This is a genomic window from Microbacterium sp. (assembly GCF_036566905.1).
GTDB lineage: Bacteria > Actinomycetota > Actinomycetes > Actinomycetales > Microbacteriaceae > Microbacterium.
This window is the reverse complement of the sequence record NZ_DATCVK010000210.1, coordinates 82,075-101,761: the sequence shown is the minus strand read 5'-3', so window position 1 is coordinate 101,761 and position 19,687 is coordinate 82,075. Positions and strand designations below refer to the sequence as shown.

Here is a 19,687-nt window from a genome sequence, read left to right as displayed (position 1 = left end):
GCGTCGTGGGCGGCGCAGGCGTGGGAGGCCGCCGCCGCCGTGCGCGCGGACGTCGACGCCCTCGACTTCGTCCGATGGCTGGCAGACGGCAGCCTGCCGCGCGACACGTTCCTGCGCTACCTCGCCCAGGACGCGCTCTACCTCGGCGAGTACTCCCGCGTGCTGGCGAAGGCGAGCGCGCTCGCGCCGAGCTCCGAGGAGCAGGCGTTCTGGGCGCGCGCGGCCGAGTCCTCGATCGTCGAGGAGCGACGGCTGCACGAGTCGCATCTCGGGACGCGGTCCGAGGCGCCCGCACCGCAGACGCTGGCCTACACGAACCACCTGCACGCCTCGGCGCGGTCCTACGGGGAGCTCGTCGCGGCTCTGCTGCCGTGCTTCTGGCTGTACACCGACCTCGGCGTCCGTCTGGCGGCCTGCCGCCATGAGGGGCACCCGTACGACGACTGGCTCGCGATGTACGGCGACCCCGGCTTCACAGCCGCGACCGCGCGCGCGGCCGAGATCGCCGACGCCGCGGCGCGAGAGGCGGGACCGCACGAGCGGGCGCGCATGAGCGCGGCGTTCGCCCGCTCGATGGAGCACGAACGGGAGTTCTTCGCCCGCGCGTGAGTCATCGGCCGCGCAGCCGGACCAGAGCAGGGGTCCGGCGGAGACAGGACGAATCGGCTCGGATCGTCCTGTTCTCGCCGGATCCCCTGTTCTCGCGAGACGGTTAGGCGTCCGCCCCGTGCTCGACGTCCGCCGCGCCCACGATGATCGGGATCGTCGAGGTGACGGTGGGCACCGACGCGGACAGCAGTGAGCCGTCCTCGCGGCGGGCGTCGCCGAGCTCGCGCAGCGACGGGCGTCCGGCGATGACGGGGCCCTGCCCGTCGAGCCGTGCCACCACCTCTTCGCCCGGGCCGACGACGTAGCCGACGCCCCGCACGCTGAAGCCGACGGGGTCGCCCTCCGTGGCGCGGACGCGCAGCTCGTCGCGGGTGACGGTGACGACCAGGCGCGTGCCGTGCCAGTGCAGCACGAACTCGAGCGAGGGCCATGCCGCGGGCAGGCGCGGGTCGAACGACAGCTCGCCGAAGTGGTCGCGCATGCCGCCGAAGCCCGAGACGAGCGCCGTCCACACACCGCCGGCCGACGCGACGTGCACGCCGTCGGCGGCGTTGTGATGCAGGTCGCCGAGGTCGACGAAGATCGACTCGCGGAAGTACTCGAGCGCCAGGTCCTGGTAGCCGACCTCCGCCGCGAGGATCGCCTGCACGACCGCCGACAGCGTCGAATCGCCCGTCGTCAGCGGGTCGTAGTACTCGAAGTCCGCGAGCTTGTCCTCGTCCGAGAAGTGGTTGCCCTGCAGGAACAGCGCCAGCACCACGTCGGCCTGCTTGAGCACCTGGTAGCGGTAGATCACCAGCGGGTGGAAGTGCAGCAGCAGGGGGCGCTTGTCGGGCGGCGTGTTCTCGAGGTCCCAGATCTCGCGCTCGAGGAACACGTGATCCTGCGGGTGGATGCCGAGGCTCGGGCTGAACGGGATGTGCATGGCCTCCGCAGCCCGCTCCCAGGCCTCGGGCTCGCCGGGCTCCAGGGCGAGGCGGTCGACCATCTGCCGGTAGACCTCGCCGTCGGCCTCGGCCATCTCGCGCACCGTGCGCGCGGCGAAGCGGAGGTTGAACCGCGCCATGACGTTCGTGAACAGGTTGTCGTTGACGACGGTGGTGTACTCGTCGGGCCCGGTGACGCCGTGGATGTGGAACGTGTCGCCTTCGCCGTCGATCATGCCGTCGCTCGACCGCCAGAAGCCGAGCGTCGCCCAGAGTCGGGCGGTCTCGACCGCGATGTCGACGCCCTCGCGGAAGAGGAACTCGTCGTCACCGGTGGCACGGACGTACTTCGCGAGGGCGAAGCTCACGTCGGCGTTGATGTGGTACTGCGCGGTACCGGCCGCATAGTAGGCGGACGCCTCCTCGCCGTTGATGGTGCGCCAGGGGAAGAGCGCGCCGGCCTCGTTCAGCTGGAACGCGCGCCGGCGCGCGGCGGGCAGCATGAGGTAGCGCATGCGCAGTGCGTTGCGGGCCCACAGCGGCGTCGTGTACGCGAGGAACGGGAGCACGTAGATCTCGGTGTCCCAGAAGTAGTGCCCCGAGTAGCCCGAGCCCGTCATGCCCTTCGCGGGCACGCCGAGTCCGTCTGCGCGTGCGGTGGCCTGCGCGAGCTGGAACAGGCACCATCGCGTGGCCTGCTGCAGGTCGGCGTGTCCGGCGATCCGTACGTCCGAGCGCTCCCAGAAGGCGTCGAGCCACGACCTCTGCCGCGTGCGGATGGCATCGACGCCCTCGCTCAGCGCTCGGTCGAGCGTGCGCCGGCAGCGGTCCACCAGTTCGCGCGCAGGCACGCCGCGCGAGGTGTGGTAACTGACGAGCTTCGTGATGCGGATCGGCACGCCGGCCTTCGCCTGCACACGGAAGACGTTCTTCGCGATGTCGGGCTCGATGAGCGTGCGCGACGTGTACTCGTTCTCGGTGTCCACGAGGTGGTCGGCGACGACGGCGATGGTCATCCCGGAGTCGGTGACGCGGTACGACAGCGCCGAGCGCAGCTTGTCCTGCCAGTACTCCTGCGGCTGCAGCACGCGCTCGTGCAGCTTCTCGGTCTTGCGCGGGTCGAAGCCGGGCTTGCGCGATGCGGTGGGGGTGCCGCCGTAGACGTCCTCGCCGTCCTGCCGGTTGATGATCTGGCTGGCGATGGTGACGGGCGCGTCGGCGTTCATCACGGTGACGTCGATCGTCATCAGCGCGAGGTGCTTCTCCTCGAAGGACACCAGTCGCTCCATGCCGATCACGACGTCTTTGCCGGACGGCGTGGTCCACCGCACCTGGCGGCGCAGGACGCCGTCCTGCATGTCGAGCACGCGCTCGTACTCGCGGACGTCGGCGACGTCGAGCGACAGCGGCTCGTCGTCCACGTACACGCGCATGACCTTCGCGTCCGGGGCATTGATGATCGCCTGCCCGACCTCCGCGAAGCCGTACGCCTGCTCGGCGTGGCGGATCGGGAACGTCTCGTGGAACCCGTTGATGAACGTGCCGTCCTCGTGCGCGAACCGCCCTTCGGAGTGGTTTCCGCGCAGGCCGAGATAGCCGTTGCCCACGGCGAACAGGGTCTCGGTGACACCGGCGTCGTCGAGGTCGAACGACGACTCGATCAGCCGCCATTCGTCGACGGGGAAGCGATCGCGGTCGATCATCGTACGAATTCCTCCAGGTCCTTAACCACGATGTGGGCGCCGGCGTCGATGAGATCCTGCACCCCGACACCGCGATCCACGCCCACGACGAGTCCGAAGCCGCCGGCCGCCGCCGAGCGCACCCCGCTGATGGCGTCCTCGACCGCGGCGCTGCGGGCGGGCTCGACATCCAGCATCCGTGCCGCCTCGACGAACACGTCCGGTGCGGGCTTCGAGGCGAGGTGGTCGCGTTCGGCGATGACGCCGTCCATCACGACGGTGAAGCGATCACGGATGCCGGCTGCCGCCAGCACTTCCTCTGCGTTCTTGGAGCTCGACACCACCGCGACGCGGGAGCCGGCAGCCGCCAGCTGGTCGAGCAGGCGCAGCGATCCCGGGTAGGGCGCGATGCCCTCCGCCCGCAGAACCCGCTCGAAGACGGCGTTCTTGCGGTTGCCGATGCCGCACACCGTGTCGGCGGTCGGCGGGTCGGACGGATCGCCCCACGGCACCTCGACGTCGCGCGAGCGCAGCAGGCTGGCCACGCCGTCGTAGCGCTTCTTGCCGTCGAGGTGGTCGAAGTAGTCGCGCTCGGTGTAGGGCGGCGTGATGTCCCACGCGGCGAAGAGCTCCTCGAACATGGTCTGCCATGCGTGCATGTGCACTTCGGCCGTGGGCGTCAGGACGCCGTCCAGATCGAACAGCACGGCGTCGAAGGCGGTCAGATCGGGCAGGGCGTCGTAGGCCACAGAACCTCCGGGAGCGGGTGCGGATATGTGCTCGGCACTCCGTCGCGCCGTTCAGCAAGCGTAATGCGGTCGGGCGCCCACTCGACACCCCGAGGCGGTTACGGACGGGCGACGCTCAGCGTCTGGCGGGCGATCTCGAGCTCCTCGTCGGTCGGGACGACGAGGACGGTCACGGCTGACGCGTCCGTGGAGATGACACGGATGCCGCGCTCGGCGCTCTCGTTGCGCTCGTGGTCGATCTCGACGCCCGCGAATCCCAGGGTCTCGAGCGCCCCCGCGCGTACGCCGGGGGCGTTCTCGCCGACGCCGGCCGTGAACGAGATGACGTCGGCCCCGCCCAGCTGTGCCATGTAGGCGCCGGCGTATGCCCGCAGCCGGTGGACGTAGACCTCGAAGGCGAGGATCGCCCGCGGCTCGCCCCGCTGGATCGCCGCGCGGATGTCTCGCAGGTCGTTGGATCCCGCGAGGCCGAGCAGCCCGCTGCGCTTGTTGAGGAGATCGTCGAGGTCGTCGACCGACATGCCGGCGCGCCGTTCGAGCTGGAAGAGCACCGCCGGGTCGATGTCGCCCGACCGCGTGCCCATGACGAGTCCCTCGAGCGGAGTGAAGCCCATGGACGTGTCGATGGAACGGCCGCCGTCGATCGCGGTGACCGATGCGCCGTTGCCCAGGTGGAAGACGATCTGCTTCAGCTCTCCGAGCGGCCGTCCGAGGAAGGCTGCGGCCGCCTCGCTGACGAACTTGTGCGACGTGCCGTGGAACCCGTACCGGCGGATGCGGTGGGATGCCGCGACCTCCGTGTCGATCGCGTACGTGTAGGCCGCCGGCGACAGCGTCTGGTGGAAGGCCGTGTCGAAGACGGCGACGTGCGGCACATCGGGGAACGCCGTGCGGGCAGCGACGATCCCGGCGAGGTTCGCGGGATTGTGCAGCGGCGCGAGCACCGAGAGCTCGTCGATGTTGATCTCGACGAGCGGGGTGATGAGCGTGGGCTCGAAGAACCGCGCGCCGCCGTGGACGACCCGGTGACCCACCGCGACCGGCGGCGTCTCGGCGAGCGACGGACCGTGCGACGCGAACGCGTCGAGCATCACCGCGAAGCCGGCGGTGTGGTCGGGGATCGGAAGCTCCCGCGTGCGCGTCGCGTCGAGGAAGGTGGGCGTGCCGACCACGTCTCCGTTCGCGCCAGCGCCTCCCCCGGTCGCTGAGCCGGTCGAAGCGGGCGTGGCGTACACGGTGTGACGGGCGACGCCGATCGGCTCGCCGATGCGCTCGACGAGACCGGAGGCGAGCGTGCGCTCGGTGTCCATGTCGAGTAGCTGGTACTTGAACGACGAGGAGCCGCTGTTGATGACGAGCACCGGGGTCATGCGGCTCACTCCCCCTGTGCCTGGATCGCGGTGATCGCGATGGTGTTGATGATGTCGTCCACCAGCGCGCCGCGCGACAGGTCGTTGATGGGCTTGTTGAGGCCCTGCAGCACCGGGCCGATCGCGACGGCGCCCGCCGAGCGCTGCACCGCCTTGTACGTGTTGTTGCCGGTGTTCAGGTCGGGGAAGACGAATACCGTGGCGCGGCCGGCGACCTCCGAGCCCGGCATCTTCGCCGCCGCCACGGCCGCGTCGGCCGCCGCGTCGTACTGGATCGGACCCTCGACGAGCAGCTCGGGCGCCCGCGAGCGCACGAGGGCGGTCGCGTCCCTGACCTTCTCGACCTCGGCGCCCGAGCCCGACTCGCCCGTCGAGTACGACAGCATCGCCACGCGGGGATCGATGCCGAACTGCGAGGCCGTGGCAGCGGACGAGATCGCGATGTCGGCGAGCTGCTCGCTGGTGGGGTCGGGGATGACGGCGCAGTCGCCGTAGACGAGCACGCGGTCGGCGAGTGCCATGAGGAACACGCTGGAGACGACCGAGACGCCGGGCCGGGTCTTGATGATCTCGAACGCCGGGCGGATCGTGTGCGCCGTCGTGTGAGCGGCGCCCGAGACCATGCCGTCGGCGAGGCCCAGGTGCACCATCATCGTGCCGAAGTACGACACGTCGGTCACGGTGTCGGCCGCCTGCGCGAGGGTGACGCCCTTGTGCGCGCGCAGTCGGGCATACTCCTCCGCGAACTTGTGCACGTGCACCGCGTCGAGCGGCGACAGCACCTCGGCGCCCTGGATGTCGATCCCGAGCTCGATCGCCCGCGCCCGCACCTCGAACGGCTCGCCGAGGATCACGAGATCGGCGATGCCGCGCTTGAGCACCGTCGCCGCCGCACGCAGGACGCGGTCGTCGTCGCCCTCGGGGAGCACGATGCGCTTGCGCTCCGCGCGGGCCCGCTCGATCAGCTGGAACTCGAACATCAGCGGCGTCACGACCGTCGCGCGAGCCAGGCCGAAGGAGACGAGCAGCTCGTCGGTGTCGACGCTCTGCTCGAACAGGGCGAGGGCGGTGTCGTAGCGGCGCTGCGAGTCGGCGGCCAGGCGGCCGCGGGTGCCCATGATGCGCACCGCCGTCTCGTACGTGCCGAGCTCGGTGGTGACGATGGGGACACGGGAGTTCAGGCCGTCGATCAGCCGGGTCACCGGCTCGGGCAGCTCGAACCCGCCGTTCAGCACGATGCCCGAGATCGACGGGAAGGTGCCCGAGGCGTTCGCCAGCAGCGTCGCCAGCAGCACCTCGGAGCGGTCGGCGGGGATGATGACGACGGCGCCCTCGAGAAGGCGGGGCAGCACGTTCACCATCGACATGCCCGCGACGACGACACCCAGCGCTTCACGGGTGAGCAGGTCGGGGTCGCCGGCGAGCAGCTCGCCGTCGACCGAGCGCATGATGCCGCGGATCGACGGCGCCACGAGATGGCGATCCTCGGGGATCGCCCAGACCGGCACGGGCGACGCCGGAACGGTCGTCTCGCCGCGGTGGGCGTCGATCGAGCGGCGGATCGCCGCGATCGTCTCGTCGGCGCTGTCCGCCTCGGCGCGGTTGGCGACGACGGCGAACAGCTTCGCGCGGCCGTGCCGCAGCTCGGCGAGCGCGAGATCGGCGATCTGCCCCATCTCGGCGGGCGTACGCGGAAGGGATGACCCGAGATGCTCGGGCTGCGTCTGGTTCTGCGCCGAGCGGCCGCCGAGCACGAGCAGGACGGGCGCGCCCAGGTTCGCCGCGATGCGGGCGTTGTAGGCGAGCTCGGCCGGGCTGCCGACGTCGGTGTAGTCGCTGCCGACGATGACCACCGCCTCGCACTGGGCCTCGACGGCCTTGTAGCGCTCCACGATCGTCGCGAGTGCGGCATCCGGATCCTGCCGCACGTCGTCGTACGTGACACCGATGCAGTCGTCGTAGGGCAGGTCGACGCCGTCGTGGTCGAGCAGCATCTCGAGCACGTAGTCGCGCTCGACTGTCGATCGCGCGATCGCCCGGAACACGCCCACACGCGCGGTCGCGTGGCTCAGCGCATCGAGCACGCCGAGCGCGACCGTCGACTTCCCCGAGTGGCCTTCGGCCGACGTGATGTAGATGCTCTGCGCCACGACCCCAGCCTATGGGCGGGCGGGACGCTCCGTCTCGGCCTCGCTCCCGCGAGCGCCGGACCGGGCACCTTCGGATCGCGCCGGGAGCGCCCGGTTACGCTCGATGCATGGAAGCTCCCCGACCCGGAATCGACGTTCCCGACCACCGCGGCCGCACGGGACTCGATCGGATCGGACGCGATCTGCAGCGCAATCCGGACGTCCGGGTGATGGATGTCGAGGTACTGGCCTCCGCCTGGCACGTGCTGCGACGCACGACGCTCGAGTACCGCGATCCGTCGGGCCGCTGGGAGACCCAGCAGCGCGAGACCTACGATCGCGGCAACGGGGCGACGGTGCTGCTCTACGATCCGGATCGGCGCACGGTGCTGCTCACGCGGCAGTTCCGCTACCCCGTCTACGTCAACGACCACCCCGACGGCATGCTCATCGAGACGGCGGCGGGACTGCTCGACGACGACGACCCGGCGACGGCGATCCGCCGGGAGGCAGCGGAGGAGACGGGCGTCGAGGTGGGCGAGCTCGAGCACGTCTGGGACGTGTACATGAGCCCCGGCTCGGTCACCGAGCGACTCCACTTCTTCGCCGCCCGCTACGACGGCTCGACACGCACCGGCGATCGGGGCGGTCTCCAGGAGGAGGGCGAGCACATCGAGCTGCTCGAGATCGGCATCCTGGATGCGCTGGCGATGGTGCGCGACGGGCGGATCCAGGACGCGAAGACCATCATGCTGCTGCAGTGGGCGGCGCTCGACGGCCCCTTCGCCGCCGGTCACTGACCGCATCCGGACGCTGAGCTGAGCGAAGCACCCGGGAAGATTAAGACTCTCCGCGAACCCGGCAGAGCCTGGTTACCCTTGCTACGTTTCCGTCCTGGGGGAGTTGGCCTGGATGCCGCCTCGCGGAGAGCTTCTGACAGTCTAGCCGGTCTGCGCGGGGGTGACGTCACACCACCAGGGGACCGAGGCGGGCGGCAGCCGGCTGCAGCACCGCCAGCACCGCCGCGGGCTCGTCGACCCGATGGCGTGGCCCGGAGAACCCGACCGCTCCCGCGAAGCGCCCGGTGCCGTCGAGGATCGGCACCGCGACACAGCCGTATGCCGGGGCGAGCTCACCCCGCTGGCGAGTGGCGCCCAGCTCGTCGAAGTCCCGGCGCGACGCGGCCTCGGCGGTGCCCTGCTCGATCGTGAGCAGCCGACCGATCGCGAATCGCTCGGGCTCGCGGGCGAGACGGACCTCGTCCGACAGCGGGAAGTCGGGATCCGCGTCGACCACCGAGATGCGACCGTCGACGAAGAAGACGATGTGCACGCCGGCGCGCAGCGCCGAGCGCGCCTCGGCGAGCACTCCCCTCGCCGCCGACGTCAGGCGCGCCGGCGGCGCCGCCACGGCGGCGAGCTGCACGACCTTGGCGCCCAGCGCGAATCCCGCGAGGTCGGGCGTGCGCACGAGGTACTCGTCCTGCACGAGCAGGTTCAGCAGGCGGTAGGCCGTGGCCCGGGGCAGTCCCAGCTCGAGCGAGATCTCGCGTGCGGTCGCACCGGCGCCCAGGTGCGCCACCGCCTCGAGCACCGTGAGCGCGCTGTGCACCGCCTTCGGCTGACGCGCCGTCAGGGTCGGGCCCGGCGACACCCTCTCAGGCACCGCCCCTCCGCTCCCGCCGGGCGATGCCGCCCAGCACCTCCGAGGCGACGGGCTCGTCGTACGACCCGACGCGCGCGAGCGACGGTGTGCCGCGGCGCAGCCGGACGAGCACCGCGATCGCGGCCAACGCGCCGACCGCCAGCACCACCCAGACCGCGACGCTGCCGCCGGCGGCGTCGACCACGAAGAACGTGACCAGCGCACCGGTGAGCACGACCGCCGACACCGTCGCGGTGATCGCCGATCCGACCGTGAGCTCTCCGATGCGCCGCAGGAAGACGGGTGCGGCGATGCACACCAGGATGTAGGCGACGATGTACCCCGCGCCGCCGACGGCGATGGTCGCGTGCATCGCGCCGCGCACGTCGACGCCCGACAGCAGGAGCAGGAACGGCACGCCGGCGATGAGGGGGAAGGCCAGCGCCACCGCACCGATGGGCGTGCCGAATCGCGGATGCGCACGACCCGCCGGTGACGGCAGCACGCGGTCGCGCCCCATGGTGAACAGCACGCGCGTGAGGGCGGTGGTGGACCCGATGGCACACGCGATGAACGAGGCCGCGATGCCGATATCGGCCACGACGCCCCAGCCGCCCAGGCCGTAGGCCGACGCGAGCTCATTGATCGGCGAGGCGCTGGCGGCGAGCGAGGCACCCATCGCATCGAAACCGGCGACCTGGGCGACCGCCGCCAGGACATACAGACCGCCGGACAGCAGCACCGTCCACACGATCGCCCTCGGCACGTTCCGCAGCGGGGCGCGGGCCTCGACGCCGAGCGTCGACGCGCTCTCGAAGCCGACGAAGGCGGTGAGCGCGATGACCGAGCCCGCGGCGAGCGCGGCGGGGTCGATCCTGGCGAGTCCGAGCACGCGACCGGGGTCGATCGGACCGATGCGGATGAGCAGCACGACGAGGAGCACGGCGATGACGGCCACCGAGAGCACCTCGACCACGAGGGCGATGCGCGAGGACAGTCGGATGCCGCGCACGAGCACGACGGCGACCAAGGCCGCCTCGGCGGCCAGCACGGCGGCCAGCGTCCCCGGGCCTCCGACCGCGGGCCACGCCGATTCCAGGAGGAACGTGACGTAATACGCGCCGCCGAGGAGAGCGAACATGGCGATCGCACCGTAGCCGACCAGGATCGCCGCGCCGGAGGCGAGCCCGGCACCCGGGCCGAGGCCGCGGGCGGTGTAGGTGTACGTCGACCCGGCAGCGGCCAGCCGCCGCGCGAACTGCGAGATCGTGCGCGCCACGAGGAGGCTGAGGACGCCGGCGAGCACGATCGACAGCACGGTGGCCGAGGGCGAGATGCCGGCGACGAGCAGCACGACGGTGGTCGCCGCGGCAGCCGGGGCGACGGCGGCCACCGACTGGGCGAGGACGTCGAAGAAGCCGACGCTGCGGCGATCCAGCCCCTCCAGCGGTGAACGCGCACCGAAGTCGTGGACGGGATCGGGTCGCGCGATCGCGCGCTCGAGTGCGGTCATGTCGCCTCCGGTGGTGCCCGTGAGACGTTACGCGGGCGCGGTTGCCGGGCCGCTACCCGCGTGTTTCGCCCGTGTGTCACCCGAATGAGACGCCCGCCCCGGCCGATCTCACTCGGTGTGCACGAGGTTTCACCGGCGCGCGACGGCGCCGCAACGCGATCCCGCGAGGCTCAGGGCATCCCGTTCCCGCGTTCGCCCGGAGGTTCTGCCATGACCCAGCTCGAATCGAAGGGAGTCGAGGCGTCCGCGAAGCGGACGCTGACCGGCTCGCTCGGAGTCACCGCCATCGTCTTCATGGTGGTGGCCGCCGCATCCCCGCTCACCGTGATCGGCGGCGCCGCGCCGCTCGGCATGCTCCTCGGCAACGGGATCGGCTTCCCCGCGCTCTACGCCATCAGCGCCGTCATCCTGCTGCTGTTCTCCGTGGGTCTCGCCGCGATGACCCGCCACGTGCCGAAGCCGGGCGCCTTCTTCACGTACGTCGGCTACGGTCTCGGTCGCTCGACCGGACTCGCGAGCGCGTGGATCGCGATGCTGACGTACACCACCATCCAGGTGTCGGTGTACGGGTACATCGGCTACATCCTGTCGGTGACCGTCGAGTCGATCGGCGGCCCCGCCCTGCCCTGGTGGCTGATGTCGCTCGCGACGATCGCTGTCGTCGGCGTGCTGGGCTACCGCCATATCGACCTGTCGAGCAAGGTGCTCGGCGTGCTCCTCGTCGCCGAGGTGGGGATCGTGCTGGCGATGGTCGTCGTCGTCGTCGCCAGCGGCGGCGCCGAGGGCCTGAGCGCCGCGCCGTTCGAGCCCGCGAACATCGCGAGCGGCTCCCCCGGCGTGGGGCTGATGTTCGCGATCGCCGCGTTCATCGGCTTCGAGGCGACCGCGATCTTCCGCGACGAGGCGAAGGACCCGAACCGGACGATCCCTCGCGCCACGTACGCCGCCGTGATCGGCATCGGAGTCTTCTACACGCTGGCCGCATGGGGGCTCGTGATGGCGTGGGGACCGAGCAACGTCCTCGATGCCATCGCGGAGGATCCGGGCACGTTCATCATCACGACGATGGCCCGCTACCTCGGCTCGTTCGGCGAGATCGCCGTCAACATCCTGCTGATCACCGCGATGTTCGCCTGCGTCCTCTCGTTCCACAACGTGGTCACGCGCTATCAGCACTCCATGGCGAACGCCGGTGTCCTCCCCGACAAGATGGGCGCGGTGCACGCCAAGCACCTCTCGCCGCATGTGTCGTCGCTCGTGCAGACGGCCACGGCGGTCGTGCTGATCGCGGTCTTCGCGGTACTCGGCCTCGACCCCGTGCTGCAGGTCTTCACCTGGTTCGCCGGCGTCGCGACCCTCGCCATCGCGATCCTCATGGCGCTCACGTCGGTCGCGGTGATCGTCTACTTCGTCAGGACGAAGAAGGACCGGCGCGTGTGGAACACCGTGATCGCCCCCGCCCTCGGATTCGTGGGGCTCATGCTCTCGGCAGCCCTCATCGTCGCCTACTTCCCGATCATGGTCGGCGACGTCGATGCCGACGGCAACCCGGTGTTCGCCGCCGTCAGCTGGTTCCTCCTCGGACTCGTGGTGGTCTTCCCCGTCATCGGGTACGTCCAGGCCGCTTGGATCAAGAACCGCCGCCCTGCCGCCTACGCGAAGCTCACCGACTCGATCGCCGGCTGACGCGCCGCGCGCCGACATCCATCCCCCGCACCGAAGGAGAACCATGACCATCACCGACATCGCCACCGCTTCGGGCTTCACCGCGCCGCCCGCACCGCAGCATCCGCTCGCGTCGCTGACGCCCGCCGAGATCGAAGCCGTCCGCGCGATCGTGCTCGCACTCGACACGACGACGGAGGCGACGCGATTCGCCTACGTCGGTCTCGAAGAGGCGCCGAAGCCGGAGATCCTGGCGTGGGAGGCCGGCACCGGCGCGCTGCCCGAACGGCGGGCACGCGTCCAGCTGCTCGACATGAGGTCCGCACGATCGCTCGACCTGGTCGTCTCGCTGGCCGACGGCGAGGTCGTCTCGACCGTCGAACTCGATGGGACCGCGGGCCAGCTCCCGATCCTCGACGCCGAGTTCGAAGAGGTCGGCGTCATCGCGAACGAGAACGCGGAGTGGGTGGCTGCTCTCGCCGCCCGCGGGCTGACTCCGGACGACGTCGTGCTCGTGCCGCTGTCGGCAGGCAGCTACGGCTACGAGGACGAGGCCGGGCGCCGCATCCTCCGCACGTTCGCGTTCCAGCAGTTCCACGCCGCCGATCACCCCTGGGCGCACCCGGTCGACGGACTCACCGCCTACATCGACGTCGCCGCCCGCTCGGTCATCAAAGTCGTCGACAACCCGGGGTACGACATCCCGCAGACGAGCGGCAACTACGACGATCCCGCCCTGCAGGGTCCGCCCCTCGAGGGCCTCAAGCCCATCGTGATCACGCAGCCCGAAGGATCGAGCCTGAACGTCGACGGCGAGCACGTCACCTGGGGCGAGTGGGACCTGCGGATCGGCTTCGACACGCGCGAGGGCCTGATCCTGCGACAGCTCTCGTTCGCCGGACGCCCGGTGATGTACCGGGGGTCGATCAGCGAGATGGTGGTGCCCTACGCCGACCCACAGCCGAACCGGTTCTGGCAGAACTACTTCGACACCGGCGAATACCTCTTCGGCCGGTACACCAACGAGCTCGAGCTGGGCTGCGACTGCGTGGGCGACATCACGTACGTCGACGCGATCCTCGCCGATGAGCTCGGGATGCCGCGCACCGTGCGCAACGGCGTGTGCATGCACGAGGAGGACTTCGGCTCGCTCTGGAAGCACACCGACCTCTTCACCGGCGCCTCGGAGGTGCGGCGGTCGCGGCGGCTGGTGATCTCGTTCTTCACCACCGTCGGCAACTACGACTACGGGTTCTTCTGGTACCTCTACCTCGACGGCACCATCGAGTGCGAGGCGAAGCTCACCGGCATCCTGTTCACGTCCGCCTACCCCGGCGCGAACGAGGACGGATCCCCCTACCCGTTCGCCTCGGAGGTCGCCCCGGGTCTCGGCGCCCCGTACCACCAGCACCTGTTCTCGGCGCGGCTCGACATGACCGTCGACGGCATCGCCAACGTCGTGAACGAGATCGACGCCGTTCGCGTGCCGATCTCGGCCGCCAACCCCGCCGGCAATGCGTTCACCAAGAGCGTCGTGCCGATCGCCTCAGAGAAGGACTCCGGCCGCCTCGCCGACGGCGCCCGAAACCGCGTCTGGCAGATCGCCTCCACCGAGAAGACGACGTCGATGGGCCAGCCGACCTCGTACGTGCTCTTCCCCACCGAGACGCCGGTGCTCCTCGCCGACGACGCGTCGTCGATCGCCTCGCGCGCCGCGTTCGCGACGAAGAACCTGTTCGTGACGAAGTACGATCCCGCCGAGCGCTACGCGGCCGGCGACTTCGTCAACCAGCACCCGGGCGGAGGCGGCCTGCCGGCCTTCATCGCGGGCGACGAGCCCCTTATCGGCGAGGACGTCGTGCTCTGGCACACGTTCGGACTCACCCACTTCCCCCGTAACGAGGACTGGCCGGTCATGCCCATGGACTACGCCAAGTTCACGCTGAAGCCGTACAACTTCTTCGAGCGCAACCCGACGCTGCACGTCCCGGCGCCGGAGTCGGCGCACTGCGCAGCGGGCACGGGTCACGTCCACGCAGCGATGGGCGGCTACGGGCCCACGCCCGGCGCCCACGCGCATGACACCGGTGACCATGGGCACGGCGAGCACGGGCACGCGCACGGCGAGCACGGGCACGCGCACGACGAGCACCACCACCACGGCTGATCCGTGGCGGAACTGCTCCACGCCTGGGCCATCGCCCCGGCCGCGATCGGCGCCTGCTGTCTGGCAGCCGACCGCGGTCGGGCGCGGTGGCCCGACGCCGCGGCATCCGTCCTCATGCTGGTCGCGATGCTCGACGCCGCCCTCACCCGCCTCGTCGCCCCCGTCTACTGGGCGGCACTCCTCATCGCTTCCGCGATGGCACTCGCTGCCTGGCAGGGTCCCCGCGGCCGGCGGGCCTCCGCAGCGCAGCCCCGGCCCGGCACCGGCATGGCGGTGCACACCGGCCTCGGGTTGATCGCGATGGCCGCTCTGCAGCTCGGCATGGGGCACGACCCGCTCGCCGCCGCAAGCGCAGCGGCGCACGGGCACGGAGGCGGGGGCGCGGTGCTCATGACGCTCCTGCTCGGCGGCGCGCTCGCGTACGCCGCATTCTCGGTGCTCCTCCTGGTGCGGGCCCACCGCCCTCTCGACCGGGCACAGCTCGCCTGCATGGGTGTCTCGGTGCTGCTGATGGCGGCAGCGTCGCTCTAGGCCCCCGACGGCGGGCGACGGCATCCAGCGTTCTCCCAGTGCCGCACCGCGCACGCCGTGGTTAGGATCGAGCCGTGGGCGAAGACGCCCGCACCACCCGCCGGACCCGCCCGCTGGAAGGCGGAACAGGAGGCCTCGATGGTCGATACCGCGACGGATGCCCGGACGGGACCAGACGCCCCGGCTGGCGCGCTCACGGCGGACGGATTCGCCCGCATCACCGACGACATCCTCGATGCGGTCGGCACCGTCATCGACGGCAAGCCCGACGCGGTGCGCAGCTCGCTGGTGTGCCTGCTCGCGGAGGGGCACCTCCTCATCGAGGACGTACCCGGTGTCGGCAAGACCATGCTGGCGCGGGCGCTGGCGACGTCGGTCGACGCAACGGTCCGCCGCATCCAGTTCACGCCCGACCTGCTGCCGGGCGACGTGACGGGCGTGAGCGTCTTCAACCCGGTCGAGCGCGAGTTCGAGTTCAAGCCCGGCGCCATCTTCGCGAACATCGTCATCGCCGACGAGATCAACCGTTCGTCCCCCAAGACCCAGTCAGCGCTCCTCGAGGCCATGGAGGAGCGCCAGGTGACCGTCGACGGCCGCACGCACTACGTGCCCGAGCCGTTCCTGGTGGTCGCGACGCAGAACCCGCTCGAGATGGAGGGGACGTACGCCCTCCCCGAGGCTCAGCGGGACCGCTTCATGATGCGCATCTCGATGGGCTATCCGGATGCGCGCTCCGAGGCCCTGATGCTCCGCCAGCGCGACACCGCGAACCCCCTCGACCAGCTGGCGCCGGTGGTGTCGGCCGACGAGGTGTCGGGACTCGTGGCGTGGGCCCGGGCGGTGCACGTGGCTCCCGCGATCGAGGACTACGCGGTCGCCCTCGCGCAGGCCACCCGCAACCACAGCGACCTGCGGCTGGGCGCGAGCCCCCGCGCGACACTGCAGCTGGTGCGCGCGGCCAAGGTGTGGGCGGCTCTCGACGGGCGCGCGTTCGTCATCCCCGACGACATCACCGCTCTTCTGGCGGCCGTGTTCGCGCACCGCCTGATCCCGACGCGCGCCGCGGGCGGCGCTCGGGGAACCAGCGCCGCCGACGCGATCGCGACCATCCTGGAGCGCATCGCGGCGAACGTGCGGGTGCCGATCGCCTCCCGTCAGTGAGCAGACGATGAGAAGCGTGTGGCCGCTGACCGTCCGGGGAACCGGAGCGGTGGTCCTCGCGATCGCATGCTTCATCGTCGCCAACGAGGCCGGACTCGTCGAGCTGATCTACTTCGGCATCCTGCTGCTGGCCGTCGTCGCGACGAGCGTCGCATCGCTGTACGTGGGGCGTCGCACCGACGCGGTCACCCGATCGCTCGTGCCCGACGTCGCCTCCGTCGGCCGCGACGCGCGGGTGTCGGTGCGGGTCGAGGTGCGCACGGCGCTGCCGACGGCGCCGGGCACCTGGCGCGACACCCTGCCGAAGGGGCTCCGCGGAAAGGCGGAGGGCGCCTTCCCGGCGCTCGGCTCGGGATTGCGCGGTGGTGAGCGCGGCGGCGTCCGCAGCATCGACCTCGTGTACACCCTCACCGGTGCGCGGAGAGGCGTCCATTCGATCGGCCCGCTCACGGTGCGGTCGTCCGATCCCTTCGGACTCGCCCGGCGCACCGTCGTCTTCAACCAGCGGACACCCGTCACCGTCGCACCGGCGGTCGTCGATCTGCCGCCGCTCATCGACTACGCCGGGGCCACCGGAGGGATGCTGCACACCACGACGGATCAGCTGGGCCAGGGCGCCGACAACCTGGTCGCCCGCCCGTATGCGTCAGGCGACTCGATGCGCCGCATCCACTGGCGCGCGACCGCGCATCGCGACGAGCTGATGGTGCGCCAGGAGGAGCAGGAGTCCACTCCCGAGGCCGCGGTCGTCCTCGACCGTGCGGCGCTGCGCTGGTCGCCCGACGCGCTGCGCGCGCCCGGCGCCGATCCGGGCTTCGAAGCCGGCGTGTCGGCGTGCGTGTCGGCGGTCGCCCGGCTGGTGCACGACGGGTATGCCGTCGAGGTCCTCGATTCCGAGGGCACCGTGCTCGTCGACCGCATCGACGGCGGCGACATGACCGACGTCGACGCGATGCTGGTCCAGTTCGCGACCGTCACGGCTCGCCGCGACGACGCGCTCCCCCGGCTGTCCCGGCTGTTCGCCGGGCTGTCGACCGGACCCATCGTGGTCATCGTCGGCCGGCTCGACCCCGCCGACGCGGTGGCGCTGGGGCCTGTCGCCCACCACAGCACGCTGCCCGTCCTGCTCACCGCGGGACCCGTCGGCGACGCGCTCGACATCGCCGCCGACCACGGCTGGCATGTCGCCTCCATCGGCCCAGACCGCGACCTCGGCATCGCGTGGGGCAATGCGATCGGCCGCGGGGTGCATCATGTCTACGGCTGAGGCCGTCCGGTCCGCTCGCGGACGCGGCGGCGAACGACTGCTCACGATCTCGATCCTCGCGGCGCTCCTGGCGGCGCTGCTGCCGGTGGTGAGGGTGATCGATCCGGGATGGTGGCTGATCGGCGCGCTGCTGCTGGCGGCGATGATCCTTGCGGCCGGCTACACCGCACGCCGCTACCGCCTCCCCGCGGTCGCGGTCACACTCATCGAGGCGGCCGTCTGGGCCGTGTTCATGACACTGGTCTTCCTGCGCGACACCGCGCTGCTCTGGGTGATCCCGACGCTCGACACGATCCGCGCCGTGCCGCTGCTGGTCGAGTCCGCGATGGAGCAGATCACGGTCGGCGCGGCCCCGCTCGAGCCCACGGCGTCACTGGCATTCATCGTGGTCGGGGCGATGGGACTCCTCACGATCGTCGTCGACCACGTCGTCGTGACGGCACGGATGCCGCTCCTCGCCTCGGTGGGGATCGTCGCCGTGTCGCTCATCCCCGCGATCGCCGCGCCGAGCGACGTCGACGTGATCGGCTTCGTGTTCCTCGCGATCACGATCCTCTTCCTCATCCGGTCCGAGACGCGCTCGCGCGAGAAGCCGCTGGAGCGCGAGGCGGAGCGCACCGCGGGCGTCCCCGCCACGGCGCTCGGCATCGGCGCGATCGCGATCGTCGTGGCCGTGGTCGCCACCCCGGTGCTGCCGCAGCCCGGCGCGCGTGCGGGAACCGGCCTCGGCCCCGGACCGGGGATCGATGCCACGCTGCAGCTGGGCGACGACCTGCGCCGCCCGCAGGACGCCGAGGTGCTGCGCCTGCGGACCAATGCGCCGTCGGTGCCGTACCTGCGCGCGACGACACTGTCCCGCTTCGAGGGCGGGGTGTGGTCGCCGGATCGCGCGCAGACCATCTCGCTCGACGCGGACCGCGCCTTCGGAGCGGTCGACGCCGAAGACGACGTCCGGGTGACGGACTACTCGGCGAAGGTCGACATCATCAACCTCGACTCGCCGTGGGCGCCGGTGCCCTACCCGGCCGTCGACATCGACGGCCTCAGCGCCGGCTTGTGGGGCGCCGTCCCCTACAACCACACGGTCGCCTCCACGAACAGCTCGACGCAGGGACAGTCCTACGAGGTGGCGTACGCGCCCGCGCGCCCGTCGCTCGAGCAGGTTCGGGCCGCCGCCGCCGTGGGCGCGCAGGTGCGCGATGAGACCACGGAGCTGCCCACCGACATCCCTCCGGTGATCGGCGAGCTCGCCCTGCAGATGACCGCGGAGGCCAGCACGGACTACGACCGGCTGACGGCGCTGCAGCGCTGGTTCCGCGGCGGTGATTTCAAGTACTCTCTGGATGCTCCCGTCGAGGAGGGCTTCGACGGCAGCGGCGCCGAAGCCGTGGCGCGGTTCCTCGAGGTGCGCGAGGGCTACTGCGTCCACTTCGCATCGGCGTTCGCCCTCATGGCCCGGACGCTGCACATGCCGTCGCGCATCGTGGTCGGCTATCTGCCGGGCACGCCGACGACGCAGAGCATCGACGGCCAGCCGGTCTTCTCGGTGTACAGCTCACAGCTGCACGCCTGGCCGGAGGTGTACTTCGAGGGGATCGGCTGGATCCCGTTCGAGCCGACGTCGGGTCTCGGCGTGCCGACGACGTTCTCGTCCGAGGCAACGCTCCCCGGCCAGCCCACCGACCCGGATGCCGTCACCCCGCAGTCCAGCGCGACGCCGACCGCGCCGGGCGACCAGGCTCAGATCGACCTCGAGGAGCAGCGCGAGAACGCGGCGGGCGGCGCATCGCAGAACGGCCTTGACCCGCTGCCCATCCTGGGCGTGGTGGCGGCGGTGATCGTGCTCCTCTCCCTCCCCTTCCTCATCCGCGAACTGCGTCGTCGCCAGCAGGACGCCGCCGCACGGGGCGGTGACGCCGCCGCTGCCTGGCAGTCCGTGCAGGAGGCGGCGATCGACGTCGGCATCCCGGTCCCCGCCAGCGAGACCCCTCGCGCGTTCGCACGCCGGCTGGTCGAGCAGCACGGCGCACCGGCATCCGAGATGAACACGGTCGTCCTCGCCATCGAGCGCGCCAGCTACTCGCGCGCCGGCGCCCGTTCCCAGTGGATGGGGGATGCCGCCGCCGACGCCGCAGGTTCCGTGAGGGTCGCGCTGCTGGCGTCGGTGCCGCCGTCGCGACGGATCCTGGCGCTCCTCGCGCCGCGATCGCTCATCATCCGCCCGGGCAGCGTCTATGCGGGCAGCGCTCCGGTTCGGGCACGGTAGCCGCGCAG

At 71.1% G+C, this 19,687-nt stretch carries 14 protein-coding genes and 1 other RNA gene; 8 read left to right on the top strand and 7 right to left on the bottom strand.

Annotated elements, in window-relative coordinates:
* Positions 1 to 609 (top strand): thiaminase II/PqqC family protein (locus VIP82_RS18235; protein WP_331911207.1); only part of this gene is annotated, 609 nt, incomplete at its 5' end.
* A gap of 103 nt (positions 610 to 712) precedes the next feature.
* Here VIP82_RS18235 and VIP82_RS18230 read toward each other — a convergent pair.
* From VIP82_RS18230 to pta, 4 genes are all read right to left on the bottom strand, one after another.
* Positions 713 to 3,238 (bottom strand): glycoside hydrolase family 65 protein, encoded by a 2,526-nt coding sequence (locus tag VIP82_RS18230; RefSeq protein WP_331911205.1) that lies wholly within the window; start codon positions 3,236 to 3,238, stop codon positions 713 to 715.
* Positions 3,235 to 3,966: an HAD family hydrolase gene (locus tag VIP82_RS18225; RefSeq protein ID WP_331911203.1), complete on the bottom strand. Its 732-nt coding sequence runs from the start codon at positions 3,964 to 3,966 to the stop codon at positions 3,235 to 3,237. The genes VIP82_RS18230 and VIP82_RS18225 overlap by 4 nt, the downstream gene beginning before the upstream one ends.
* Positions 3,967 to 4,064: 98 nt before the next feature.
* Positions 4,065 to 5,336 (bottom strand): acetate/propionate family kinase, encoded by a 1,272-nt coding sequence (locus VIP82_RS18220; RefSeq protein WP_331911201.1) that lies wholly within the window; start codon positions 5,334 to 5,336, stop codon positions 4,065 to 4,067.
* Between the two features lie 5 nt (positions 5,337 to 5,341).
* Positions 5,342 to 7,486 carry a phosphate acetyltransferase gene (gene pta, locus VIP82_RS18215; protein ID WP_331911199.1) on the bottom strand — a complete coding sequence of 715 codons (2,145 nt, stop codon included), beginning with the start codon at positions 7,484 to 7,486 and terminating at the stop codon, positions 5,342 to 5,344.
* A 107-nt stretch (positions 7,487 to 7,593) separates the two neighbouring features.
* Here pta and VIP82_RS18210 point away from each other — a divergent pair, with 107 nt between their 5' ends.
* Positions 7,594 to 8,265, top strand: coding sequence for an NUDIX domain-containing protein (locus tag VIP82_RS18210; protein ID WP_331911197.1), 672 nt, complete (start codon positions 7,594 to 7,596; stop codon positions 8,263 to 8,265).
* A 38-nt stretch (positions 8,266 to 8,303) separates the two neighbouring features.
* Here VIP82_RS18210 and ffs read toward each other — a convergent pair.
* The 3 genes from ffs to VIP82_RS18195 form a co-directional block, all read right to left on the bottom strand.
* Positions 8,304 to 8,400: signal recognition particle sRNA small type (gene ffs / locus VIP82_RS18205), an RNA gene on the bottom strand.
* 31 nt (positions 8,401 to 8,431) lie between these two features.
* Complete coding sequence (locus tag VIP82_RS18200; protein WP_331911195.1) at positions 8,432 to 9,130, bottom strand: IclR family transcriptional regulator; 699 nt, start codon at positions 9,128 to 9,130, stop codon at positions 8,432 to 8,434.
* Positions 9,123 to 10,622 carry an APC family permease gene (locus tag VIP82_RS18195; RefSeq protein WP_331911193.1) on the bottom strand — a complete coding sequence of 500 codons (1,500 nt, stop codon included), beginning with the start codon at positions 10,620 to 10,622 and terminating at the stop codon, positions 9,123 to 9,125. Before VIP82_RS18195 ends, VIP82_RS18200 begins: the two co-directional genes overlap by 8 nt.
* 210 nt (positions 10,623 to 10,832) lie before the next feature.
* Here VIP82_RS18195 and VIP82_RS18190 point away from each other — a divergent pair, with 210 nt between their 5' ends.
* The 6 genes from VIP82_RS18190 (at position 10,833) to VIP82_RS18165 (ending at position 19,679) form a co-directional block, all read left to right on the top strand.
* Positions 10,833 to 12,308, top strand: coding sequence for an APC family permease (locus VIP82_RS18190; RefSeq protein WP_331911191.1), 1,476 nt, complete (start codon positions 10,833 to 10,835; stop codon positions 12,306 to 12,308).
* 43 nt (positions 12,309 to 12,351) lie between these two features.
* Complete coding sequence (locus VIP82_RS18185) at positions 12,352 to 14,454, top strand: primary-amine oxidase (RefSeq protein ID WP_331911189.1); 2,103 nt, start codon at positions 12,352 to 12,354, stop codon at positions 14,452 to 14,454.
* A gap of 3 nt (positions 14,455 to 14,457) precedes the next feature.
* On the top strand, positions 14,458 to 14,985 hold the full coding sequence (locus tag VIP82_RS18180) for a hypothetical protein (RefSeq protein ID WP_331911187.1): 528 nt from the start codon (positions 14,458 to 14,460) through the stop codon (positions 14,983 to 14,985).
* A 138-nt stretch (positions 14,986 to 15,123) separates the two neighbouring features.
* Positions 15,124 to 16,146 (top strand): AAA family ATPase, encoded by a 1,023-nt coding sequence (locus VIP82_RS18175; protein WP_331911185.1) that lies wholly within the window; start codon positions 15,124 to 15,126, stop codon positions 16,144 to 16,146.
* A gap of 7 nt (positions 16,147 to 16,153) precedes the next feature.
* Positions 16,154 to 17,413 carry a DUF58 domain-containing protein gene (locus VIP82_RS18170; protein WP_331911183.1) on the top strand — a complete coding sequence of 420 codons (1,260 nt, stop codon included), beginning with the start codon at positions 16,154 to 16,156 and terminating at the stop codon, positions 17,411 to 17,413.
* A complete protein-coding gene (locus tag VIP82_RS18165; protein WP_331911181.1) occupies positions 17,400 to 19,679 on the top strand; it encodes a transglutaminase TgpA family protein in 2,280 nt (759 codons plus the stop codon). The genes VIP82_RS18170 and VIP82_RS18165 overlap by 14 nt, the downstream gene beginning before the upstream one ends.
* Positions 19,680 to 19,687 lie beyond the last annotated feature (8 nt).

What these genes read in the sequence shown, in the direction of transcription:
- VIP82_RS18210 (WP_331911197.1), top strand. Translation starts at nt 7,594, where the DNA reads ATGGAAGCTCCCCGACCCGGAATCGACGTTCCCGACCACCGCGGCCGC.
- VIP82_RS18185 (WP_331911189.1), top strand. Translation starts at nt 12,352, where the DNA reads ATGACCATCACCGACATCGCCACCGCTTCGGGCTTCACCGCGCCGCCC.
- VIP82_RS18190 (WP_331911191.1), top strand. Translation starts at nt 10,833, where the DNA reads ATGACCCAGCTCGAATCGAAGGGAGTCGAGGCGTCCGCGAAGCGGACG.
- VIP82_RS18165 (WP_331911181.1), top strand. Translation starts at nt 17,400, where the DNA reads ATGTCTACGGCTGAGGCCGTCCGGTCCGCTCGCGGACGCGGCGGCGAA.
- VIP82_RS18195 (WP_331911193.1), bottom strand. Translation starts at nt 10,622, where the DNA reads ATGACCGCACTCGAGCGCGCGATCGCGCGACCCGATCCCGTCCACGAC.
- VIP82_RS18230 (WP_331911205.1), bottom strand. Translation starts at nt 3,238, where the DNA reads ATGATCGACCGCGATCGCTTCCCCGTCGACGAATGGCGGCTGATCGAG.
- VIP82_RS18220 (WP_331911201.1), bottom strand. Translation starts at nt 5,336, where the DNA reads ATGACCCCGGTGCTCGTCATCAACAGCGGCTCCTCGTCGTTCAAGTAC.
- VIP82_RS18175 (WP_331911185.1), top strand. Translation starts at nt 15,124, where the DNA reads ATGGTCGATACCGCGACGGATGCCCGGACGGGACCAGACGCCCCGGCT.
- VIP82_RS18170 (WP_331911183.1), top strand. Translation starts at nt 16,154, where the DNA reads ATGAGAAGCGTGTGGCCGCTGACCGTCCGGGGAACCGGAGCGGTGGTC.